The organism is Corallococcus sicarius (genome assembly GCF_003611735.1).
GTDB lineage: Bacteria > Myxococcota > Myxococcia > Myxococcales > Myxococcaceae > Corallococcus > Corallococcus sicarius.
Map to the genome: position 1 here is coordinate 1 of NZ_RAWG01000008.1, position 18885 is coordinate 18885.

General features: G+C 70.6%; 12 protein-coding genes and 1 pseudogene. 7 read left to right on the forward strand and 6 right to left on the reverse strand.

Annotated elements, in window-relative coordinates:
* From D7X12_RS42745 to D7X12_RS02330, 4 genes are all read left to right on the forward strand, one after another.
* Window positions 1-406, forward strand: a 406-nt coding sequence (locus D7X12_RS42745; RefSeq protein WP_369333650.1) for a tetratricopeptide repeat protein, incomplete at its 5' end; no start/stop codon positions are given.
* A 43-nt stretch (window positions 407-449) separates the two neighbouring features.
* Window positions 450-863: a carboxypeptidase-like regulatory domain-containing protein gene (locus D7X12_RS02320; RefSeq protein WP_244224303.1), complete on the forward strand. Its 414-nt coding sequence runs from the start codon at window positions 450-452 to the stop codon at window positions 861-863.
* Between the two features lie 279 nt (window positions 864-1142).
* Entirely contained in the window at window positions 1143-2021 is an 879-nt protein-coding gene (gene rnhB / locus D7X12_RS02325) for a ribonuclease HII (RefSeq protein ID WP_120623627.1), read from the forward strand.
* Window positions 2018-2659 carry a hypothetical protein gene (locus D7X12_RS02330; RefSeq protein ID WP_120623628.1) on the forward strand — a complete coding sequence of 214 codons (642 nt, stop codon included), beginning with the start codon at window positions 2018-2020 and terminating at the stop codon, window positions 2657-2659. The genes rnhB and D7X12_RS02330 overlap by 4 nt, the downstream gene beginning before the upstream one ends.
* A gap of 59 nt (window positions 2660-2718) precedes the next feature.
* On the opposite strand, the pseudogene D7X12_RS43975 reads toward D7X12_RS02330, so the two are convergent.
* The 4 genes and pseudogenes from D7X12_RS43975 to D7X12_RS02355 all read right to left on the reverse strand — a co-directional run bounded on the left by D7X12_RS43975 (window position 2719) and on the right by D7X12_RS02355 (window position 14046).
* Window positions 2719-3464 (reverse strand): annotated as a pseudogene (locus tag D7X12_RS43975) (IS5 family transposase).
* Window positions 3465-3561: 97 nt separating this feature from the next.
* Window positions 3562-4503 (reverse strand): hypothetical protein, encoded by a 942-nt coding sequence (locus tag D7X12_RS02345; protein WP_120623631.1) that lies wholly within the window; start codon window positions 4501-4503, stop codon window positions 3562-3564.
* Window positions 4500-5504, reverse strand: a complete 1005-nt coding sequence (locus D7X12_RS02350; RefSeq protein ID WP_147443489.1) for a hypothetical protein — start codon at window positions 5502-5504, stop codon at window positions 4500-4502. The genes D7X12_RS02345 and D7X12_RS02350 overlap by 4 nt, the downstream gene beginning before the upstream one ends.
* A 16-nt stretch (window positions 5505-5520) precedes the next feature.
* Entirely contained in the window at window positions 5521-14046 is an 8526-nt protein-coding gene (locus tag D7X12_RS02355; protein WP_120623633.1) for an RHS repeat-associated core domain-containing protein, read from the reverse strand.
* A 278-nt stretch (window positions 14047-14324) separates the two neighbouring features.
* On the opposite strand from D7X12_RS02355, the gene D7X12_RS02360 reads away from it, so the two are divergent.
* Complete coding sequence (locus D7X12_RS02360; protein ID WP_120623634.1) at window positions 14325-14750, forward strand: hypothetical protein; 426 nt, start codon at window positions 14325-14327, stop codon at window positions 14748-14750.
* Window positions 14751-15537: 787 nt separating this feature from the next.
* Here D7X12_RS02360 and D7X12_RS42755 read toward each other — a convergent pair.
* Window positions 15538-15681: a hypothetical protein gene (locus D7X12_RS42755; RefSeq protein WP_158619927.1), complete on the reverse strand. Its 144-nt coding sequence runs from the start codon at window positions 15679-15681 to the stop codon at window positions 15538-15540.
* Window positions 15682-15735: 54 nt separating this feature from the next.
* Window positions 15736-15957: a hypothetical protein gene (locus tag D7X12_RS02370; RefSeq protein WP_244224304.1), complete on the reverse strand. Its 222-nt coding sequence runs from the start codon at window positions 15955-15957 to the stop codon at window positions 15736-15738.
* A 771-nt stretch (window positions 15958-16728) separates the two neighbouring features.
* On the opposite strand from D7X12_RS02370, the gene D7X12_RS02375 reads away from it, so the two are divergent.
* Both D7X12_RS02375 and D7X12_RS02380 read left to right on the forward strand, forming a co-directional pair.
* Complete coding sequence (locus D7X12_RS02375; protein ID WP_120623636.1) at window positions 16729-18078, forward strand: AHH domain-containing protein; 1350 nt, start codon at window positions 16729-16731, stop codon at window positions 18076-18078.
* Between the two features lie 10 nt (window positions 18079-18088).
* Window positions 18089-18667 carry an imm11 family protein gene (locus D7X12_RS02380; RefSeq protein WP_439329342.1) on the forward strand — a complete coding sequence of 193 codons (579 nt, stop codon included), beginning with the start codon at window positions 18089-18091 and terminating at the stop codon, window positions 18665-18667.
* Window positions 18668-18885: the final 218 nt, after the last annotated feature.

Here is an 18885-nt window from a genome sequence, read left to right on the forward strand (position 1 = left end):
CACCCCCGACGAAGCACCGGCCCCCGGCGACACCTCCCCGGCCGAACAGCTGGCCGCGTTCACGGCGGCGGTGGAGGGGCGCGACGTGGCCCGGGCGTTGGCCCTGTACGGCGTCCTGCGTGTTCTGCCCCGCCTGAAGCTTTCGCCCGCGCACCATCTGTTCATCGGGCAGGCCGCGGCAGTGGAAGGAGATTTCCCACTGTCGGTTGTCGCGTTGGAGGCCGCGGCGGACGCGGCGCCCGACGACGTGCTCGCGCCCCGGGCCCTGGTGCTGCTGGCGCGGGTGCAGGGGGAGAAGTTGGGAGACGCGGTGCGTGCGGAGGAAATCTACCGGTACGTCCTGCACCGGTATCCGGACACGGAGGCCGCCCGTTTTGCCCACGCGCGGCTGAAGCCCGCCGCGTGACACAAGCATTGCCGCACCCGTCCTCCGGTACCAGATTGCCCCCATGGGATGGGTCGGGGGCGTGGGGATGGGGAAGCAGCTGCGGACGTATGGATGGTTGGGGCTCCTCGCGAGCGTGCTGGTGACGGGCTGTGACGACGCCCCGAGCGCCAATCGCCAGGAGGACCCGTGCGCGGAGCCGAGGTCGCTGCGCGTGGAGGTGCTGTCCTCGGATGGGGCGTACATCCAGGGCGCCACCGTGACGGCCACCAACCTGGAGAGCAACGTCAGCATCACCGGCGTGACGGATGACCGGGGCGTCACCACGGCCATCAACGAAAACCTCGCGCCCAGCGCCATCCGCGTGATGGCCACCTCAGGCTCGCACGTGTCGCCCGCGCAGCAGGTGGAGTGGACGTGTGACGCGTGCCACTGCACGCCCGTTCCCGAGAGCCTCACCCTTGAGCTGCGGGACTGACGTCGAGGACAGGCTCCCTTCAGGCTCCAGCGGCGGGAAATCCGCCGTCCCAGCCTGTGGGACGGTTGTGTTGACCCGCCTGCGTGCGGTACGGATTGCGCCATGCGTCAGACCTGCATGCGCGCCTCCGCTCCGGTCAGGCATTCCTTGCGCCAGGTCGCCCGCTCGGTGGGCCTGACGACGGGACTTCGGATGTGTTGTCGCGGCACTGGTGTTCCCCCGCTCCAGTAAGCCGTGCATCCGCGCTACCCGCCGGGTAGGCAATTCCGAAGGTCCCCCATGCCAGCAGACAGTGTGGAAACGCTGCTCCGGTGCTCGGTCTCCGAGCTGACGGAGCGCTTCGTCGCCCAGGCCCATCCCGTCCCCCAGGGGATGCTGGAGGCGCTGGAAGCCGACCCCCGCCAGGCAGCGCAGGGGCTCGCGAAGAGGCTGCGCTCGCGCCAGGAGAAGAACCGGGCGGAGGGCCAGCGGCTGCGGCACCTGCTCAAGTTCGAGACGGAGCTGTGGGAGCAGGGGCTGCTCAAGGTCGCGGGCGTGGACGAGGCGGGCATGGCACCGCTCGCGGGCCCCGTCGTCGCGGCCGCGGCCATCCTGCCCCGGGGCTACCGGCTCCGGGGGCTGGACGACTCGAAGAAGATTCTCGACCCGGACAAGCGCGAGGCCCTGGCGGAGGCCCTCAAGCGCGACGTGGTGGCGTGGGCGGTGGGCCGGGCGGAGGTGGAGGAGATTGATCAGCTCAACATCTACCACGCGGGCCTGCTGGCGATGCGCCGCGCGGTGGAGGGGCTGGGGCTGACGCCGGACTACGTGCTGGTGGACGCGCGCACCATCCCGCAGTGCGTGGCGCCGCAGCGGGGCATCATCAAGGGCGACTCGCTGTCGTTGAGCATCGCGGCGGCCTCCGTGCTGGCGAAGACGACGCGCGACCGGCTGATGACGGAGCTGGACGCGCGCTATCCGGGCTACGGCCTGGCGGCCCACAAGGGCTACCCCACCGCGCAGCACGTGGCGGCGATCCAGGCCCTGGGGGTGCTGCCCATCCACCGACGGAGCTTCGGACCGGTGCGCGAGGCGCTCGGGTTGGGGCAGCCCGCCGAGTCTGTTCCCATGCAGACGGAGCTGTTCGCCGCTACTCCCACTCCCATGGCGAAGCGATGAGCGCGGACCGGGACATCGACGGGTGGTTGGCGGAGCGGGGCGTCACGCTGATGGACGCGCGCGTGCGGGCGCGGGGCGTGCTGGAGGAGGCAGGGCTCACGCGGCCGGGCAAGGCGCGCATGAGCGAGCCCAAGCTGATGCGCGCGGCCGAGGTGCTGACCGAGCGCTTCTTCCAGGTGTGCGCCGACCCGGCGTGTCTCCAGGTGGCGACCGCCAGCGGCCGTGAGCCCTTGCGAGTCGAGCCCCGAACCCATTGCGCCCGGTGCGGAGGGTCCGCCAACCGGAGAGCGGAGGTGGCGTTCCTGGAGGTGTGCCGCAGCCTGGACGTCCGCCGTGTGGTGGTGGTGGGTGGTTCGCCCGCGGTGCGTGAGGAGTTGGAGACGAAGCTGGGCAATCACATCCAGCTGCGCATGGTGGACGGCACCGAGCGGCGCACGTCGGACCGCGCGAAGAGTGATTTGGAGTGGGCGGACCTGGTGCTGGTGTGGGGTGCCACGGAGTTGCATCACAAGGTGTCTGGCCATTACACGCACGGCCCGCCAGCGCATCACCACAAGGTGGTGCACGTGGTGCGGCGGGGCGTGGCCGCGCTGCTGGATGAGGCGATGATCCATCTGCAGCGCGCCGCCGTGCGCTGAGCGGTGCCTTCACGGCGGCGGGTTCGATTGCCGCCGCGTCTTCCAGGGGCGTTCCCTGATCAACGCAGCCAGAGAAGCATGGAGGCGACGTGCAGGACGGCGAGGTAGCTGGTCGCCGTCTTGTCGTAGCGGGTGGCGGCAGCCCGAAAGTGTTTGAGGTCGAGGAAGAAGCATTCGACCCGGTAGCGCAGCCGGTAGAGGGACCGGTCCAAAGGCAACGGGCTCTTGCGGCTCGGGTTCGAATGGATGACAGGCTTCATTCCAGGCTTCTGGACGTTGGCGCGGATGCGGTCGGCGTCATCGCCCGTGTCGGCGATGAAGGCTTCGCCTTCGGCGTGCACCAGGAGTTCCTCGGCCATGGTGGACTCATGCTGCTGGCCGGGCGTCAGCGCGAGGTGGAGCGGCTTACCGCCCGTCGTTGTGACGGCGTGAACCTTTGTTGAAAAACCTCCTCGAGAACGCCCCAGAGCATTGCTTCGGATCCCCCTTTTCCGTCCGCGGCGTCTTGGTGCGCCCGGACGACCGATGCGTCGACGAGGGAGCGGAGCTCATCCACGTCGAGCCGAAGCGCCTGGAAGATGGCTTCCCAGCGCCCGGTTTTCGCCCATCGGTGGAAGCGGTTGTAGACGGTCTTCCAGTGGCCGAATCGCTCCGGCAGGTCCCGCCACTGCACCCCGGTCTTCACGCGCCACACCCCGGCGTTGATGAAGTCACGGTCCCCTCGCTTCGAGGGAGGGCCGCTCCGGGAGCCCAGCAGGGGCTCGATGCGGCTCCACTCGGCATCGCTCAGTTCATGTCGGCGCACACGCCATGTGCCGCAGCGGGCAGAACACGTCGCACCACGACCTGCTGGTGGGCGGCGCCAACCTGAAACACGCGCCAGGGATTGAAGGCCCGCGCCCTCAGCCCAGCGCGGCCCAGAGGTAGACGGCCGAGTACGTCTGCGCCTCCGTCCAGATCTCCTTGCCCGTATTCACGATGGTCGTGCAGTCGGCCAGCCACCGGGTGGACTCGAACTCGAAGACGCCGGACTCGGCGGACACCGCCACCGGTTCGCCCGCGCCCATGGTCACCGAGCTGAGCGGGCTGGAGGACATGCTCGTCGCGCTGAAGCGCCCGTAGAAGGACTGGAGCAGTACCGCGGCATGCCGCAGCGGCACCGTCGCGCCCGTCTCCACCCGCAACTTCGTCTTCCCCCAGTTGGTGTCGTTCACGGTGTAGGTCGACTCGTCGGCGACGAGCCCGAACCACGCGTTCTCCTGGGCCTCCCCCAGCACGAGCCCCGACGGGCTCACCGTGCAGTTGGAGGCGCCCTTGCCCGTGAGCGTTGCGGCGCCCGTGACGTAGGCGCTGCCCGGGGCAGTGAGGGACGCCGAGATGCCCGCCGACGCGCCCACGCCGCCGACGTTGTGGCTGCCCGAGGCGAAGTCGAGCTTGAAGCCCGACAGCACGGCGGCGGAGAACTCCGGCCAGGCCACCACGGCCTCGGGCCGGGACATCTGTCCCGTCGCCAGCTCCTCGCCGCTCACGACATACAGCGTGCTGGACTCACCGCCGACCCAGGCGATGACGGTGATCCACACCTTGGCGGAGGACAGCGGCGTGCCCGTCACCTCCGCCTTCACCTTGACCTGCCGCCGGCTGTTCTCCCCCGCGTTCTCCCGCGTCAGCTTCACGCCGAACCCGGAGATGGGGGAGCCCCCCAGGTTCCCTCCCGAAGCCTTCGTGGCGAAGTTGATGTCGAAGCGCGAGATGCCATACAGCGCGAGCCCCACGTCGCCCGAGAAGTCGAACGTCGCCGTGTCCCCGGATGCCACTTCCTTGCGACTGAACTGCCAGCTCATGACGCACCTCCAGGCCGCGGCCTTGCGATTTCAGCGATGACGAACGCCGTCAGGTTGCTGTCGGGAGGCGGCGCGATTCCGTAGTCGTCTCCCGAGCGCGAGTTGAAGATGTTCAGGATGAGCGTCCCGGAGATGGTCTTCCCATTCGAGATGCTCAGCGTGTCGCTCGTGACGCCCGCCTCGAACAGCTCCAGGTCGCTCGTCTTGTCCCGCTCGAAGTTGATGTTCACGTTCTGCAGGAGCACCCCGGCCCGGCGCACCGTCTCGCCCGAGGCCAGGGTGGGCGTCACGCTGAAGGCGCACGTCACGCCGTCGCGCTCGTCGTCGACCTCCGTCCACTTGCTGGAGTTCGTGTCGATGGACAGGACCCGGTAGGACGTCACCCCGTCGGTGGACAGGAAGGCCACGTCCGCCGTCCCCGTCCGCTCCTCGTCACCGCTCTGGGTCGCCGTCCCGCTCACCTTCGCCTGGGCGCCTCCGGGCTTCTCCACGGAAGAGGTGAAGGACAGGCTGCTCACCTCCTTCGCGCTGCTGCCCGCGATGTAGAAGCCGGCGAGGAACGCGCGGGCCTCCGCCGACGCGGAGGCGATGGGGATGGCCTCTCCCCACTGCCCGGCGAGCCCGTAGAGGTTCCCCGCCACCGCCTGGTACGCGGGGTTCGTCAGCCCGAGCACGGCGACCACGGTGATGCGCACGAAGCTGTCGTGCCCGCTGCCATCCGTCGAGCTGGCCGCCTCGGCGCCGTCGTAGTTGGTCATCACCAGCGACGCCGTCACGTGGACGGCGTCCTCGGTGAGGTTCGGCACCAGCGTCACGCTGGCCTGTCCCACCGCCTCCGAGGTGGAGCCGTTGTCGGCGTAGTACAGCCGGAAGTAGCTCAGCCCCGCCATCGCCGCGAGCACGCGCTCGCCCGGCAGCAGGTCTTCACCGAAGTCCACCTTCATGGGTGACGCCCAGGTCTTGTTCTTGGGCATCACCGCGGTCTTCACGCAGATCCTCATCGACGCTCCCCTCTTCTCAGGAAATTCCCATGACGCCGACGAGCCGGCCGGCCGGCCCGAAGTTCAGGCCACCCGCGCTCCCCATCACGCTCGGGTTCGACAGTCCGTCCAGCATCGCGCTGCCCGCGGACCCGAGCTTGCGCGTCAGCCGCTCCTTGAGCTTGTAGCGATTCGCGACGTAGCCGAGGGACGTCCCGCCCACGCCCACGGTCAGGCCCCAGGCCCCGTCCAGGAGGACGTTGATGGCGTCCTTCCAGTCCGCCCCGAACTCGTTCTCGCCGGTGACGACGAGCGTCACCAGGTTGGTCAGCGGGATCGAAACCAGTCCGGCGACGGTGTAGCCGATGGTGTTGCCCAGCGCGCTGTGCGGCAGCGCCACCATGAACTGCTGCCACGCGTCCTCGGCGGGGTTGAGCTTCTTCTGAAGCTGGTCCCAGTAGGTGGCCTCCGACATCCACTTCTTCGCCTTCGTCATGCGCGACGCGTCCGGCCGCGCGGCGTCCTCGGCCAGCCTGGCGGCCTGCTGCGGGAAGCCCCGCACCTTCTCCTCGCGCCCCGCCCTGGCGCGTCCCTGGATGCCGCCCGAGATGCCTCCGCGGATGAAGCCGCTCACCCCTCCCACGATGACCGTGCCGGTGAACTCCCCCCAGCTGAAGTCGTCGGCGGTCAGCGCGTAGGTCATGCCGTTCCAGCCGGCCGCGGAGACCATGCTCGCGAGCGCCGACAGCCCCGCCGTCCTCCCCATCGTCGTCACGTCCAGCGCCAGCCCCGCCACGGTCCCCGCGGCGGCAACGGCGCCCGAGAACACGACGACCACCATCCGCCCACTGTCCGAGATGGCGCCCGTGCGGTCCACCCGCGTGGTCGGGTGGTTGCCCGCGTAGGTGTAAGGGCTGGGGAACTCGTCGGCCGGGTCCGGCGCGTAGAAGCGGCCCAGCACCGGGTCCATGAGGCGGGCGTTGAGGTTGTAGAGGCCCGTCTCCGCGTCGTACTCGGCGCCGGAGAAGCGCAGGCGCATCCACGGCGCGGCGCCCGTCGTCTCCCGTGCCTCGCCGAAGGCGGTGTAGCCGAAGCCCTCCACCAACGTGCCCTGCGCGTCGAACAGCGCGCGCGTGGAGCGCAGCCGGTCGCTCGAGGCGTGGTAGCGGACGCCGTCGCGGTACACCAGCGGGCAGCCCGTGGGGCCCGGCACGTACAGCACGGTGCCGCTCTTCCCTCCCGTCACGAACAGCGGCTGGTTCTCACCCGGGAAGCGCACCTCGCGCTCCTCGCCGCCGGGGCCGTGCACCCGGGTGGCCACGCGGACGCCGTCGGCGTCGTAGGCGTACTCGACGGTGCGCGCGTCGCTGGCGCCGGGGCGGATCTGGATCCGGCTGGGCAGCGCCATGCCCGGCGCGTAGGCGAAGTCCAGGTCCACCGGGCCGGCGCCCCGGGTGCGGCGCGACGACACCGTGCCGTCGGCCCGCCAGGTGAACGACGTCTCGCTGGCGTCCGGCCACGCCACCGTGTCCAGCCGGTTGCCGCCCGGCACGTACGACAGCCTCGCGCCGGAGAGTTCGCGGATGTTGCCGTTGAGGTCGCCCTCGTACTGGAAGCGCTCGGCGGCATCCGTACCCTCCACCGTGTCGGAGGTGGTGATGCGGCCCAGCCCGTCATAGCCATACGCGAGCTGTTCCCGCTGCGTGCCGAGCACCGCGCTGGCGCCACGCACGTTGCTGTCGGGCGCGAAGGTGTATGCCTGCGTGGCGCTGGTCCCGGCGGAGGCGGTGGAGTGCAGCAGGTGGCCCGGCGGGTCGTATTCCAGCTCCCAGGTGACGGGGCCGGAGCGGCTGGTGCGGACACGCGCCATCGCATCCCATCCGAACGAGGCCAGCTCCGTGCCCGCCTCGTCCTGGATGGAGGTGATGTGGCCCTGGACGTCGCGGCCGTACCGCAGCGGCCCGGGCTGGGGGAACAGCTCGCGCGGCAGGCCCAGCCGCGTCAGCGCGTTCGTGTTGTCGTAGCCGAACGTCACCTCCAGCGGCGCGGCCTGCTCGCCGTCGTCCCACGTCACGCGCAGGGTGCGTGCTTCAAGCTGGCCCAGCGGCGTCCAGCGGTACGAGGAGTCCACCGTCGCGGGCGCGCCCGTGTCCTGGGAGCGGGAGTCCACCAGCTGTCCCAGCGCCAGCGCGTCCCAGCCGTCGCCGTCGTAGCGCCACACGCCCGTCGTCACCGCGCCCGAACCTGGATCCGTCAGCGGCCAGCCCGGGAGCTCCGCCCGTTCGAGCAGCAGCGGCTCGTTCCACGCGCCCGTCACGTGGCCGCGCGCCGTCATCCGGCTCATCGCGTCGTAGGTCGTCCAGGTGATGCGGCCCTCGGCCGCGTCCGCCGCGGTCTGGGCGAAGCGCGCGCGCCCGCCCCGGTCATGGACGTAGCGCGTCTCCCCTGCGTCGGGCGTGGACTCACGCAGCAGCCGGCCCAGGCAGTCGTAGTCGCGGACGATGGCCGTGTCCGTGCCGTCCCGCCAGCCGTCGGGGAGGATGACGCGCGTGCGCGTGCCCGTGGGCTGCATGCCCAGGTCCATCGCGGAGACGTACGTGGAGTCGTCCCGCAGCGGCACGAGCACGGCGAGCGCGGCGTCCTTCGCGTCGCGCACCTTCAGCTGCCGCTCGCCCACGGGGGAGACGAGCGTGGTGACGCGGAAGTCGGTGGCCGGAAGGTCCAGCCCCGGGAGCACCGCCGCGTCCGGCGCGTAGCGCACCTTCGCCGTGGGCCGTGAGTCCGCGGGCGTGGTGTACGGGTCGACGATGGCCCACGCTGCGCCCGCCAGGCCCACCTCCACGGTGCGCCCCAGCGGTGACGCCTCCAGCAGGCGCCGCGAGTACGGGTAGCCCCCGTCCGCGGAGCGGCCCGCCTCGCCATTCCAGTAGTCCGCCGCATCGCCGGCCATGGCGCCGCTGCCCGCGAGCGAGGCCTGGAAGGCCGGCAGGTCCACCAGCCCCGTCCGGTAGAGCAGCGGGGCCAGCGCCGCGCCCGAGCCGAAGTCGCCGGGCACGGACTTCGTCTTCACGATGGTGCGCCCCAGCGCGTCCTCGATGAGCTGGTTGACGAGGTAGGTGTCCCCCCCGAGCGCCTGGAGCTGACGGTCCGCGCCGGTGGAGTCCTGCAGGCGCGCCTGAATCACCGGGCCCTCCATCCACGCCAGGTTGCGCAGGCCCAGCGCTCCGGTGCCCGAGGTGAGCACCGCGCCACCGCGCACGCCCGCCGCCACGGAGAACACCAGGCCGCCGTCCGTCCAGAACAGCAGCCGGCCTCCGGTCACCACCAGCAGCAGCGAGGCCGGGCTGGAGGCGCCCGTGCCCACCGGCGAGACCCCCTGCCCGCCCACTTCCAGGCTCCATCCACCATCCCAGGACAGCCGCGCGGCGGTGCCCACCGTGAAGCCGAAGCCCGGCGACAGCCGCACCGGGCCGCCGTCCACCGAGGTGGGCTCCACGTAGAGGGCCCACGCCTCCGTCTCTGGCGCGGTGGCGGAGAGCGACGCGGCGGTGGTGGCCTCGTGCAGCAGCAGGCCGGAGGCCGCGCGCCACGCGCCCTCCGCCGAGGGCGTCCATGCGTCACGCCACGCCTCGCCGTCGCGGAACGTCTGCACGGTGCCGCCCTGCGTGGCCTGGACGACCAGCTGGGTGTTCGGGTCCCCCGGCTCGAAGCCAGCGTTGCGCTGGCGGGAGCTGAACTCCAGCTGCACGCCCTTCAGCGATCCGTTGGCGCGCACCTGGCCCACCATGCGCCGGGTGGGGCCGTAGACGGCGCGGGACGTCAGGCCCCCGGGGCCCACATTGGCCGTCAGCTTGTGCGTCCCCGGCTCGAAGGCCTGCGCCATGACGTTGGCGTCGCGCGGATAGAAGCCCACGTCGTCCACCCACAGCTCGCCGCCACCCGCCTCGACGCGCAGCCGGACGGAGAGCGGGCCGTCGGACGCGAGGCGCGCGTGATGCTCGCCCAGAGCGATGGCCGCCTGCACCCAGGTCCAGCGCCCGGAGGTGTCGTTCAGCGCGAGCCGAAGGGGCTCGCCCACCACCGTGCTTCCCGAGGTCACGGTGATGATCAGCACGGGCGACGCGCCGGCCGCGGCGTCGCGGGGCCGCGCATACCAGCAGCCGGCGACGTAGGTGCGCGCGTTGTCCGCGGGCGTCAGCGGTGCGCGCTCCACGGCGGCGGCCCCTCCCGGCAGCCACGCGCAGCGGACGCCGGTGTGGGCGCGCTCCGTCGTGACGGCGGCGCCTCCGGTGAAGGTCCACGCGGAGAGCGGTTCCTGCGACTCGAAGCCGCAGGCGTCGGCCTCCTGCGCGGCCAGGTCCGCGTTCGTCACCATCAGCAGCGGCAGCTGCCCGGTGGCATCCACCCGGGTGGAGTGCGCCACGCCCGAAGCGTCCTTCGACAGCGTGGCGATGCCCCGGGCGTCGCGCGTCAGGATGCGCGTGCGCATGAACCACTCCGGGGGAACGGTGTCCGCGCCGAACGGGAACCGGGCGCCGTCCGAGGCCGTCGGGCCACCCCAGTCGTAGCGGGCGGACACGTCCAGCACCGTGCAACCGCCGGCCGTCTCGAAGGGGCCGTAGGTGGTGGCGGCGCACGCGGACACGGAGTCCACGCCGTCCTTCGGCCACACCCGGGTGCGCATCTGCGCGACGGAGGTCAGCACGTTCTCCCACGCCAGGGCGCGCCAGGCAGGCACGGCGGCGGCGAAGGTGGTGGCCATCTCCGTGGTCCACGTCACGCCGTGGACGTCGCGTGTGTCGAACGACTCGGAGGTGGTGCCGCCCGTCAGCGGCGCGGGGAAGCCACCCAGGTAGCCATAGCGCGTCTCCAGCGCGAGGCCGTCCTTCGTGGAGCGGATGCTCGCCGGCCGCACGTAGGCGCCATGCAGCATCACCTCGCTCCACGCTCCCGAGGCCGCGTCCTGGAGCGACGTGAAGCCGGCGCGCGACGTGAAGACGTCCCAGGTGTTGGTCTCGCTGGCGACCAGGCGGCCGGTGTAGCCGCGCACCGCCGTGGGGGACTTCGGGTCCTCGTCGCTGTCCACCGTGTAGCGGCGCCCGGTGGTGGGGTCCTCGACGGACCAGTACAGGTAGCGCCCGTCGACGCGGCGGGCCTCGTAGACGGCCTGGGCGGACAGCGCCGCTTCGGCCGGGAACAGCGCGCGCAGGGCCTGGGGCACGGGGGTGCCCGGCGGGACGTCGGGCGTGAGGCCCAGGGCAGCGGAGGTGGGCGCGGCGAACAGCGCGGCGCCCTCGAAGGTGAGCGTCTGGAGGGGCTGGCCGTCCAGCATGCTCAGCCCTTCCGCCGTGGCCCCGTTGTCGTAGGTCGTCACGGTCCGCCCGCCGTGCGCGGCGGACGGGTCGTCACAGCCATCCCAGGCCGTGGAGCGGTAGTACTTGATGACCTCGCCGGACGGGTCGCACGCGGCGCTCACCCGGTCGAAGCTCCACACGGAGCGCAGCGGCTCGCCCAGGCCGGTGTCGATGGACAGCGAGCGCACCGGGGAGTCCACCAGCGCGCCCTGGATGTCGCCCCCCACGAAGCGGTGCAACGTGAGGCTCGGCGCGCGCTCGAAGTCGGGCGCCGTCTGCGGGTACGTGATGAGGGTGGCGGGCCCCGCGGGGCTCTTGCCCGCGCGAGGGGGAGACAGCAGCCCCTCGGGCGACAGGGGGCTGACGAACGTCTGGCCGGCGATGGTGGAGGTGGCCTTCGCGCGGCCGTTCTCCAGCAGGGCCAGGGCGATGCGCGCGGCACCCTGCCCCGGAGGCAACCGCCACCCCGTGAAGTCCGGGGCCGCGTCCACGACGCTGAAGGAGTCCGCGCCTTCCGGAGCGCCCTCGTAGACGGGCTGCTCGCTCTCCGGCCCCGTCCACCCGGGCGTGGCGCCGCGGAACCAGACGGTGTTGGAGGCGACGATGAAGTCCTCGCCGGTGGCCGCGGGGTAGCCGGAGTCCTCTGCGGGAGGCAGGGCCGGCAGCGTCCTCGGCGCGCGGGAGAAGGTGCCGCTGTCGGCGTCGTAGGCGAGCAGCCGCGTGGTGATGCCATCCGACACGTTGAGCACCTGCAGCGCCACGTCGCGCCCGTACGTGTAGGCCAGCCAGCCCGGCCGGCCACGCCCCTGGTCGGTCAGCGCCTCGGAGGTGCTCCAGCCCACGCCATCGAAGCGCCACAGGTACCGGTCGGTCCCCACCAGCTCGTTGCCGGACACGGACGGCACCGGCGGCCATGAAGGCCTGGGCACCTGCGTGACGGAGGACAGGCGCAGGTTCTGCGCGTCCACGCCCTGCCCTTCCTGGAACTGGTAGTCCGCGTCCCAGCGGCGCACGCGCAGGGCGTAGCGGCCGGTGGCGCTGGAGTCCGTGGCCTCGCACCACGCCACCATCGACGGGCCGTCCGCCCAGGACATCTCCGTCTGCCGGGGCCCCAGCTGCACGTCCAGGGAGCCGCCGTCGTTCCACCGGTGGTCGCCGTCCAGCCACGCCAGCGACACCGTCCCCTTTCCGTTGAGGTGCTGCCACAGCAGGTAGCGCTCGCCGCGAGCGAGCACCTGCATCGTCCGGCCCCGCACCGCGGGCGCATCCCCGCCATTCCAGGCGCGCCGCTGCCAGTCCCAGGTGAGCCGGTAGAGGTTGTCACCGGCGCCGTCGAACCCGGAGACGGTGGCCAGCAGGAAGCGCTCTCCGGCGGCGAGCCGGGCGCCCGTCGCCCGCGGGAAGGAGAGCCACGAGGTGCCGTCCCCGCCCGAGTACGGCGCCCACTCCCACGCGCGCAGCGTACTGCGCCGGAACGGGAGCACGCGCACCTCGTCGCCGACGCGGAAGGTCAGCCCGAAGAAGTCCGTGGAGGTGACGCCCGCGAGCGAGGCCGCGTCCAGTGCCTGCTCCCCCTCGTAGACGAGCCCCTCGCTGACGGTGGAGCGCTGCCAGCGTCCCGTCCACGTGTGGACCTGGAGGCTCAGCCGCCTGCGCTGTGCATCCAGCCAGCAGGTGACGGCGTAGTCCGGCCCCAGCCAGACGAAGGGGGTGTTGCCGGTGGCGCCGAAGCCCGCGGGCGGCGTGACGGTCAGGTCCCGCTCGCAGATGTCCAGCGGGATGGCGCCGTCGTACGTGAAGGTGCCGGTGGCGCCCTCGGGATAGGTGATGCGCGTGAGCGCGCCCGGGTGGGCCGCGTCGGCCTCCAGCGCGTAGCCGAACACGTAGCCGGGCAGGCTCCGGCCGGCCGGGTCCTGCTCGGTGATGCCCGTGAGGAAGCGCTTGCAGAGGTCGGCGGACGACGCGGCGGGGGTGCCGGGCAGCGCCTGGGGCGGCGCGTAGTCCAGCTTCACGCGGTACAGCTCGCGGCCCGCGTCGTCCAGGACGCGCAGCCGGTCCAGGTACAGCGTCTCGTAGCGGTCCTGGAAGGCGTTGGGGGTGGTGAGGTTCTCCGGCGCCACGCCGTCGGCGGCGGGCACGAGCACCTTGTGCGGGTCCTGGTACTCGTGGACGGTGGCCGTGTACCACTTGGGCGCGTAGTCCAGCGCCACGCCGCGGCCGCCCACGCCGGTGATGCTCGAGAGGTAGCAGGCCTTGGTGTACGGCAGCCCTTCGGCGCCCACGCGCTGCTCGACGGCGTCGTACGCGTAGGTGACCCGGTCGCCGTAGCGGTCCACGCGCGCGACCAGGTTCCACGCGTGCGCGTACTGCGCCTGGCCCTCCCGGCGCACCGAGCTGCCCGTCCAGCCGCCCCGCTCGCCGCCGAAGCGCACGCCCCACTCGATGCCGTGGCCGGTGCTGGTGGCGAAGCCCTGGGAGGTGGCGGAGACGCCGCCGCCGAAGACCCGCTGCGTGCCCGAGTCGTCCACCGCCACCCAGCGCTCGTAGGTCGGGTAATAGCGGAAGCGCCAGAAGCTGAAGTCCTGCGGCTCGAAGCCGAGCCCGCCCGCCGCCACCGCGAGCACCCGTGCGCCGTCCGCGCCGGCCTGCTCGGACAGGACGAAGGACTGCTCGTGGACGGGGTCCTCCACGTCCCAGGGGCCCTGCCCGCTGACGGTGGCCTGGGAGGACAGGGGCAGACCGGCTCCGGCGAAGGCGGCGATGAGTTCCTGCGAGACGTGGGGCCCGCCGAGCCGCGAGGTCAGCGCCGCGTCCAGCAGCGCGCGGACCCATGGGCGGGGGGTGGGCACCAGCCGGTTGCGAGCGCCTCCGGACTCCATGCTGAAGCGCCGCGCGGCGAGCGACAGGGCGCCGTCGGACTCCGCGATGATCCGCTCGCGGGGGAGCATCCATCCCAGGCCGACCACGCCCGTGGGCGCGTCGAGGTTCCAGCGCGTCGCGGCGAGGTGGATGGAGCTGTCATAGGAGAGGCCCAGCTCCACCGCGAGCGTGTCGTCTCCGAGCTTCCCCGGGAGCTGGACCAGCGGGCGCTGGTAGCTCACCGAGCCTCGGAAGAGGTTGATGCTCTGCCGGAGGGAGCCGACGTCGGTCGACGCGAACTGGGCAGGACGCTGCGGAGGGACCTGATTGGGGGCGCGCGGGGTGGGCATGACGGTCCAGGGAGGGGATTCAATGGGCGCCCCTGATCAGCGGCGCGCAGCCCGGGACTCTGCGTGGAACGTGCCAGCGCGCATCCAGGCGCGGCGTGAGAGCGCACGCCTGGGGGCCCCGGGGATGAAACAAGGGCTGACGCGTTGCCTGGACACGCGGGTGCGTTCTGGCGGAACGCGCGGCTTTACGCGGGAAGGAATGCAAATGAATTCCCGGGGCCCATCCCTGGAGGAGCGGCGGTCCGCACTCTCGCGCCCCGCTTCCTTCAGGAGCCTTCATGTTCCGGATCCCGTCCGTGTGTCTCTGCCTGTTCGCCTCGCTCGCCATCGCCGACGAGTCCGCCTCGAAGCCCGCCAGGCTCACCGTGGCCCAGAAGAACGGCTGGGTCGTCTATGAGACGGAGCTGAAGAAGAGCAGCTACGACAAGACGAGCTACCCCGCCTTCGACCCGATGAAGGACCGGACCCAGAGCGCATGCCAGTCCGTCGTGGGCACCCTGGTCGAGGTCTGCGGCACCCCGGATGGCAAGGCGGCCGTGAAGGAGGCCGTCACCCAGACGGTCTGCCGGCTGTCGACGGAGGGAACCAAGGTCTCGCTCGACGGGGGCGTGCTGACCCTCCACATCGACCCGGTGAAGAGCTCCATCGCGGGCAAGGAGCCCGGGAACTACAGCTGGAAGGGCGCCCTCGAGGAGGTGCTGTAGCACCGGGCCGCAGCGGGCAGGACACGGCGCCCTCCACGCGCGGACTCCGAGTGGTGCAGCAGACCTCGAGGCGGTTTGCGGCGCTTGAGCGCCATGTCGAGCGCGCCCAGCACCAAGTGCGTGTCAATGGACTGTCCCATGACCCAGAGCATAGGAAGGACAGGAGCCCTCTTGGGCGTAGCGGGCGGGAGCAGAGCGGGAGGTGAGGGACGCTGACGGGGAGCCCATGAGCCGCACGCCGGGCCGGCGCAGAAGCCTTTCATCTCCAGCAGACACACGCCTGCCCAGCCCAGCCGCCTTCCCAGGCGGGGCGCGGCAGGGGCCTGGCTCTCTTGGCTGGCTGTGGCGGCTTGAGCTTCAACACCCCGCGCTCTGGGGCGGCCCTCGCGCAGGGGCCAGGTGCGCACTCGCCGTGGGCAACCCCAGGTGCTCCAGAATCGCTCTCACCCCTCCTGCTCCCTTCACGTACGCCAACACCCGCCGCCTGCCTCCACACCTCAAGCACGCGAACACATCCAGGGCGAACGTCCTGCGCAGCAGCCCGGCCCAGTCCAAACGCAGTGTGCGCTCCTTCCTCGGCTCCTCCACCGTCGCGGCAAAGGCGGGGCTCTCCCCCTCCAGCCCCGGCTCCGCCCCTGCTTGAGGGAGCAGAAATGGACGCACTTTCGCGCCTGGGGCAAAGACGCCGTGGAACCTCGTCAGGTTTGCCCTCGGAGGAGGCACCAGGCTGGCCAGCCGGCGGAGCAGCGGAACCTGTCAACGCGAATGAGACAGTGAAACTGAGAGATTAGTGCGCAGCCACCTGTGAGTTGAGGAGCGGCGCGGGGTTGTTGATCCAGACGGCGTTCGGAAGGGCCTGAGGCTTCGGCGGGCCGTGGGAGAAGCGCTCGGGGTGCGCGGCGAAGGCGTCGGGGACGAGTTCACGGACCATGCCCCTCAAGCTGAGGACGCCCCTTGCCGCTGACCAGCCCATGCCTGACTTTCGTTAGGTGCTGCAAGCGCCCATCAGAATGTCTTCGGCCGTCCTTCGCTTGATGACAAGCCGCTCTTTCGGAGTCTTGGCATTGCGCAGCCATGTTTGTTGGTATTCCAGAAATGTGCGCTCGAATTCCGCGAAGGTCGCCTTTGACAAAGAGAGGTGAAGCCTCCCGCTCTCCAGCACGCCAACGGGCTCGCGTTCTGTCTCCTTCGCCTGACGGTGGTTCATCCCCTTGGCCCTTGGACCTGAAGCATCCCCTCATTTTCGAGCCGGAAACCGCAATAATTTCAGCAACTTAGAATCCATGCCATGGCCGCCGACGGCCTTGTCGCTCTGGGCAGGGCCTCAAGTGCGGGCCCCCGCCCTCGGGAGCCCAGTAAAATCAAGGACTTGCGGCCCCCAAATGAGGGGATGCTTCAGCCCTTGGACACCTCTTCCCGTTGGCCGAGTAGGGCCGAAAAACCTCTGCGCATGCGGTGTTCATAGCGAGCTTTGCATTGTTCGGCCTGCCTCATAGGCCGATTCGGCGCAGCGCTTCGCGTCCGAGGTGGCCCGGGGCTTGGGTCTGGCAACCATTGCGCATGGGATGGACACCACGGTGGCCGAGGTGGCGCTCGGCGCGAGTGTTCGCCGCGCACCGGGCAAGTTCCACGGCGCCCGGGTGGTGCTCGGCGCGGAGGCTGGCAGTCACTCCATACAGGGAGGGCACCACGGCTCCGAGGTGTTGCTCGGCACGGATCATCTCTACAGCCCGAGGTGGTGCTCGGCGCGGGCAGGCTCAACGGCCCCGAGGTGGCGCTCGGCACGGACGTTGGCGGCCACCATGCACCGGCAGGCGCCACGGCCCCGAGGTAGTGCTCGGCATGGACCCTGGCCGCCGCTGCGCACCTCGCAGATGCCTCGCCCTGAGGTGGCGCTCGGGGAGGCCCGATCCGCTGGGTTCTGGCCGTGGCCCTGCCTCGCCCTGGAGGATGAAGCTCTTTCCCGCTGGGGGACTTGATGAGGGTACATCGCGCTCTCGCGCTACTCCTGCTGGTTTGGTTGACAGGCTGTGCCTCAGGGCGCGTGGTGCGCTTGGAAACGGGCCAGGGGCCGCCAGTCGTCTTCACGCCTCACAACGACGAAGCCGGGCCGGTGGAGGTGGAGCGGCGCGAGTTCAAAGCGGCCATGGCGAGGCTGGCGCGGGGCGTGAGGCTCCCGGCCAATCCCCAGCAGGCCGCGCGGCGCCTGATGGGAGTGGACGCCCGAGGCGGCACGTACCTCTTCGATCCGCGCACCCGGCAGATGACGCCACTGGAGGGGGCGGCACTGGCCTCCGACATGCCGCCAGCGGAGGTGGAGCTGACGCGGGCATATCTGCGTTGGTGCGAGCGCACCGGGCGCAAGGGCGACTGTCTGCGTTTGCTGGCGGAGAGTCCCACCGTCACCGGAGACGGGCGCTATGCGCTGGCCATGGCCATGGCTCAAGGTGTTGTTTTAGAGGAGATGCTAGATGCCTTCAAAGACATGGCCGACCCGCACGCGGCGCTCTCGGCGGCGCTGTGGACCATGACCCTCTATCTGGTCCTCTGGTCGGTGCCCGAGCCGGTGAGCAAGGGCCTGGCTGCTGTGATGACGGCGACAGCCATTGTCTACCTCGGGGTGGACACCTTCTGGACGCTGATAGCGGGCTTCAAACGGCTGGTGGAAGAGGCGGACCGGGCCACCACGTTTGACGAGCTCCGCGATGCGGGTGAGCGCTACGGCAAGGTGATGGGCGGGAACGCGGCGCGAGCCTTCGCGCTGCTGGCGACGGTGGCCGTCGGTAACACGGCTGCGGGCTTCGCCTCGAAGGTGCCGACGCTGCCTGGTTCCGCCCAGGCGGCAGCGCTGGCCGGGGGCCGCGCGGGTATCCGCCTTGCCGCCGTGGGCGAAGTGGGAGCGGTGGCGGTGACGGGCGAGGCTGTCACCGTGGCGCTGGCCCCCAACGCGGTGGCCATGACGGCACGGGCCATGGGGGGCGCGGCTGCCGCCCCGGTAGACGCGAAGGGCCATGACCACCACATCGCCACGAACAAGTGGTGGAAGTCCACGAACAATGAAGGTCCGTGGTCTCCCAGGTTCCAGAGGATCTTCGATAAGGCGGGCATGTCGCTGGACGATCCGGCCAACATCGTCCACGTCAAGGGCCACAAGGGACCTCACCCGCAGGCGTACCACAAGGCGATTCTCCGCCGCCTGTCTGACGCAACGGAGGGGTGTCGCACCATGCAGCAATGCCGCGAAGCGCTGACTACGGAATTGCGTGACTTGGCGGGGGAAATCGCCACCCACGGGTCCGACCTCAACAGGCTGGTCACCGGCACCTAGGATCACGACAATGGATCGCATGGTAAGGCGCTATTTCGATCTGAGCGACGACATGACCATTCCAGGCCGGTGGGTGCTCGGCACTCCCACGGACGCTCAAGGCCGGGAGGTGGACGACCCCTGGATGTTCTATCGGGGCCAGCAACTTCCAGACCTGGGACGCTTGAAACTTCCCATGGATGTACCCGGCAGGGCGCTCGACTTCTCACAAGCGGCGTTCGCGGCCCCGGTGGTCCACGCCCGAGTGGCTTCCGCACTCACGGAGCTAGCCCCCGAGGAAGTGCAGACCCTGCCCGTGGAGATAGAGGGCCACCCTGAGCCGTTCTTCATTCTCGTGGCGACCCAACTCATTCAGTGCATTGACGAACGAGCATCAAGGCACGTCAGGAAATGGACCCCAGAAGATGGGCGGCCCGAGAAGCTGGGGAAGTACCGGGACGTGCGAGGGATGCGGATCGACCCGGCGCAGGTAGGTGACGCCAAAATATTCCGCCCCCGGGGCTGGGCTATCGCGCTGATTGTCCGGGACGATATCAAAGAAGCCCTGGAACACATGGGGGCCACAGGGACGGAATTTGAAGAAGTCTAGGGATAAGCTCCATGGCTCCGAGGTGGCGCTCAGCGCGGGCGTTGGTCACCACCGCGCATGGGCCCTGTCCGACGCAGGGCTCCGCCCGGCTTGGTGTTCCGCAGGGACCAAAAAAGAACCAAATCCAATGGACGGGTCTGGACTCGCCCGGACAGGAAGCCGCCCCCCTTTCAGAGGTAAAACCGGGCGGACAGGCGTTGGTCCGAGTAGGGACCAAA